The following is a 3,875-nucleotide window of genomic DNA, read 5'->3' as shown; positions in this document are numbered from 1 at the left end:
TAATTAAATCTATTTCACTTTTTGGTTAAATAGTTTTTCGCCAAAGTAGGTAAGTGATAAATTCACTTTTCATTAGTGGCTCAAAATTCACGGTTTAGTGTGTCGCAATGCTGTGAGTTTTTTAATGTGCATTTTATGTCATTAATATTTATATAAATTGTGCAGTTTGTGGTGGTGTAAAAATCGCATAACAAGGCATTCAAACGGACAAAAAACAGTTGGCTGTTTTCACTTCGTTCAACATTTTAGCCAACAATTTTTTGCCGCTTAATGTGGCGTTAGTTGCCAAGGAGTTTGCATCATGGATGAGTCTACAGTTGAAGCTTTATTTATTATTCTCTTCGCAGTTTTACCTTGTGGGATTTTCGGGTATCTAATCGCTTTTAAAGGGCGCAGAGGTTTAATCTCGGGTTACAGTGAAAAGAACTTTTCTAATCCTCAAGCATTTGGAAAAAGTGTAGGTGTAAGCCTAATATTGTTTTCTGTTTTTATGGTATTTATCGCATATTTTTGGCACTTGGGTCTCCTTACAGAAAATCGAATGGCTTCTTATGTTTTATTACTCATTATTGGTGTAGTGTTAAATTACTTTTATGGTATTGTTAAATATCGTAAAAAAGGCAACTAACAAGCAACTCAAGACGGACACAAACAGTTGGCTGTGCTCGTACCTCGCAAATTATAGCCAACTATTTTTAGCCGCTTAGTAGGGCGTTATATTTCAAGGGGGCCAGTCCTGTGTCTGCGGCAGATAACTATAAAAAGCAACTAGGCCAAGAAGTAGCTGATTTATTTGGTGGTGAGTTCAAGTTTTATAAATCCAAACTAGAACTGAAACGCAAAAGAGCCGAGGGCTTCGATGTCATAGTCCTGTCAGGCTCAAATAAGTGGTCACCCTATATTGATGTCTCTTTCTATTTTGGCAGAAACTATGACGCAGCAAGAAAGGTAGAGAAAGCACTTGGCAGTTATACCATGCCATATCAAATACAGCAGTATTCGCCGAACGTGGGATCGATGAAGGGGGTTGGGTATAGAGGTGACGGCACTTGGGAGGTAAATATTGATGAGCCTCCGAAAGATTTGGCACTAACAATTAAGAAAGCAATCGAGAAAATCGCGTTCCCATTTTTTGAGCGATTCTCTACACTCAAAGCAGCACAAAGTGCACTGGAAAGTGATGATTCATGGTGCTTTTCACCAAAGGGGCCATTTTATCACATGATCTTTACAGTAGATGTCGCACTAAATGACATCGAACACTTCAAAGAATGGAGTCAGTGCCTTGATGAGTTCTATAAGAATCAAGCCTTTGAAGATATAGCAAAGTTACAGGGTAATAAGATTGAAATATAACCAGCGCATCCACCGGACAAATTTTCGCTGTCACCTTTTTTGCAAAGAACCGCAAAAAAGCCGCCATCAAAAACTTGCTCGGTGATACGGGCGTTAGGTAGCAAATGGAATTTCTCAGCATAACTATAGTCATATTATTGTATCTGAATGCATCAGCAATATATTACGCTGTGCTATCGAATATGTTTTCAAAGCATCAGTTAATTGCTCAATCCATATTTGTTTTTATAGTTCCATTTTTAGGTGCAATATTAGTCTTAGTGTTTTCTATCTCACAAATTGATAGAACTGGTTTTAAACCATCAATAGATAAGCCTAAAATTAGGTTGTTGAGCTATATATTCTTAACGTTTTTGGTAAGTAAAAATACATCTGATAGTTTCGCTAATGATTCTAGTCCTACTGATTTTGGTGGTTCAGATGGTGGTGGAGATTAAAGCTACCTAACAAGAAATTCAACAAGGACAAAAACAGTTGGCTTTTTGTTCACTACGTTCACTTATTTTAGCCCACAATTTTTAGCCTGTTAATTAGGCGTTAGGCATTTAGAGTTAATATGGATATTTATATACATCTGCTAGCCGTCATACCTTCTTTAGTTTTAGGAGCTATAAATTTATCCTTAGAAAAGGGTACTTTAATCCACAAGCGTATTGGAAAGTTTTGGGCTGTTTTAATGCTTATTACAGCTATTAGTTCTCTTTTTATAATGCCAACTGGTAGCTTTACGTGGTTACACCTTTTTTCTATTTTGGTTATTGTTTGTATTCCAGTTGGAGTGTCTTCTATTCGTAAAGGTAATATCAAACGTCATACTCATTGTATGCTTGGTGCATACATAGGTACTGTTATTTCAGCTTATTTTGCTGTTGTGACTCCTGGTCGTTTTCTTAATGGCGTATTTTATTAGCATATGCCTAACAAGAAATTAAACAAGGACAAAAAAAAGTTGGCTTTTTGTTCACTCCGTTCACTTATTTTAGCCAACAATTTTTTGCCTGTTAATTAGGCGTTATGTTTACAAGGTTGATTCCAATATATGATTAAAACGATAGGCCTATGGATTATTGGTATCGTGTTTTTTACTACTTATATTGGTATTGGCTTAAAACTTTTTGCAGGTTCAGAGTCAGGAGTTATATACGTAAAAAGTGAGTTTTCATTTGGTAGTATTACTTTAATTGGGTCCTTTCTAGTTATGACTATTCTTGTATTTATTTTAGGTAATTACTTAATTGATAGTGTCGTAAAGAGGCTCAATAAAAAGTAAACATAACAAGCCATTCAAGCAGGACTTTTAACAGTTGGCTAGGTTCCGCTTCGCTTCACATTTTAGCCAACAATTAAAAGCCTCTTAATGGGGCGTTAGTTACCCGCGCTATTCTGGTTAAATTTATTTTATAGTTTGGTGCTCAATTTAACTTTTGTGTTTGTTTCGTTCTTTGGTTTGGCAATGGATTTGCTCTCAATCTTTCAATTCCTTTTTGCTCAATCCAGTTTTCGCCTTTCACCATTTAATGTTCAAAGTAGCTTTAGTTGTTAAGGCTCAAAGTTAATGTTTGGTGGTTAGCGCGGGATACTTTTGGTCACTTTCGTTAATCAATTAAACATGGTAACTTATTGCTACTATTATGCTTTTAATTAAAAAGTAACTAACAAGCTATTCAAGCGGGACAAATTACAGTTGGCTAGTTTCGCTTCGCTACACATTTTAGCCAACTGCAATTTGCCCCTTAATGGGGCGTTAGGCAACCATATAATTTATCAATTGGAGTCGTATGTCGTTTAAAAGTATATTTTTGATATTATTTTCTTTAGTCATAACATCTGGCTGCCAATCTACTGGAATTCAGACGAAGCATCTTAGCTCTCTAGAATTGGATGAGATTAACGGAATTAAAAGTTATCAAAAAGGTGAATATGAAAAATCTTTTGAACTCTTAAAGACACCAGCAACATGGGGTTATAAAGGTGCTCAATATACTATTGCATTCATGTTTCTCAAAGGACATCATGTTGAACAATCTACTTTAATGGGAATGGGATGGCTTGGTGTAGCCACGGAGATGGAAACTGAGGATTGGTCTGAACAATACAGAAATTTTTATTCATCTGCTACGTCAGAACAACAGTTGAAAATTGATGGAATAGTTAAAGAGTATATTAAAAGATATGGTATGAAATCTCAAAATATCACGTGTACAAAATCATCAACTGTTTTATCACGAAGAATTCAACACTCTTGTCATAGATCAGAACGCATAAGTACAGTGTATGAAGTTGATTTAGTTGAGTAATGGTTACCTAACAAGGGTTTTCAAGTCGGACAAATTACAGTTGGCTTTTTGTTCGTGCCTCACTTATTTTAGCCAACTGCAATTTGCCGCTTAAAACGGCGTTATGCGGCATTGCGAATTCGATTAAATGTAATTGTGGTATTTGTCTTTTCTTTATCTTGGTTATTTACGTGTAATTAAATCTATTTTAGTTTGTGGTTAAATAGTTTTTTCGCCAAAGCA

5 protein-coding genes are annotated in these 3,875 nt (G+C 35.5%); all 5 read left to right on the top strand.

Going from position 1 to position 3,875, the window contains the following annotated elements:
* The first annotated feature begins 301 nt into the window (after nt 1-301).
* The 5 genes from H4J66_RS01335 to H4J66_RS01315 all read left to right on the top strand — a co-directional run bounded on the left by H4J66_RS01335 (nt 302) and on the right by H4J66_RS01315 (nt 3,653).
* Nucleotides 302-628 (top strand): hypothetical protein, encoded by a 327-nt coding sequence (locus tag H4J66_RS01335; protein WP_182169559.1) that lies wholly within the window; start codon nt 302-304, stop codon nt 626-628.
* Between the two features lie 110 nt (nt 629-738).
* Nucleotides 739-1,356: a hypothetical protein gene (locus tag H4J66_RS01330; protein ID WP_182169557.1), complete on the top strand. Its 618-nt coding sequence runs from the start codon at nt 739-741 to the stop codon at nt 1,354-1,356.
* 104 nt (nt 1,357-1,460) lie between these two features.
* Entirely contained in the window at nt 1,461-1,793 is a 333-nt protein-coding gene (locus H4J66_RS01325; protein WP_182169555.1) for a hypothetical protein, read from the top strand.
* Between the two features lie 119 nt (nt 1,794-1,912).
* A complete protein-coding gene (locus H4J66_RS01320; RefSeq protein WP_182169553.1) occupies nt 1,913-2,266 on the top strand; it encodes a DUF2306 domain-containing protein in 354 nt (117 codons plus the stop codon).
* Between the two features lie 868 nt (nt 2,267-3,134).
* Nucleotides 3,135-3,653 carry a sel1 repeat family protein gene (locus tag H4J66_RS01315; protein ID WP_182169551.1) on the top strand — a complete coding sequence of 173 codons (519 nt, stop codon included), beginning with the start codon at nt 3,135-3,137 and terminating at the stop codon, nt 3,651-3,653.
* The last annotated feature ends 222 nt before the right edge of the window (nt 3,654-3,875 follow it).

It is taken from the genome of Colwellia sp. MB3u-55 (genome assembly GCF_014076785.1).
In the GTDB taxonomy this organism is placed as follows: Bacteria; Pseudomonadota; Gammaproteobacteria; order Enterobacterales; family Alteromonadaceae; genus Colwellia_A.
The sequence above is the reverse complement of the archived record's forward strand: the minus strand, read 5'-3'. Positions and strand labels throughout refer to the sequence as shown.

Bases quoted from the DNA above. Each gene is read 5' to 3' on its own strand.
- H4J66_RS01335 (WP_182169559.1), top strand. From the start codon at position 302: ATGGATGAGTCTACAGTTGAAGCTTTATTTATTATTCTCTTCGCAGTT.
- H4J66_RS01325 (WP_182169555.1), top strand. From the start codon at position 1,461: ATGGAATTTCTCAGCATAACTATAGTCATATTATTGTATCTGAATGCA.
- H4J66_RS01320 (WP_182169553.1), top strand. From the start codon at position 1,913: ATGGATATTTATATACATCTGCTAGCCGTCATACCTTCTTTAGTTTTA.
- H4J66_RS01315 (WP_182169551.1), top strand. From the start codon at position 3,135: ATGTCGTTTAAAAGTATATTTTTGATATTATTTTCTTTAGTCATAACA.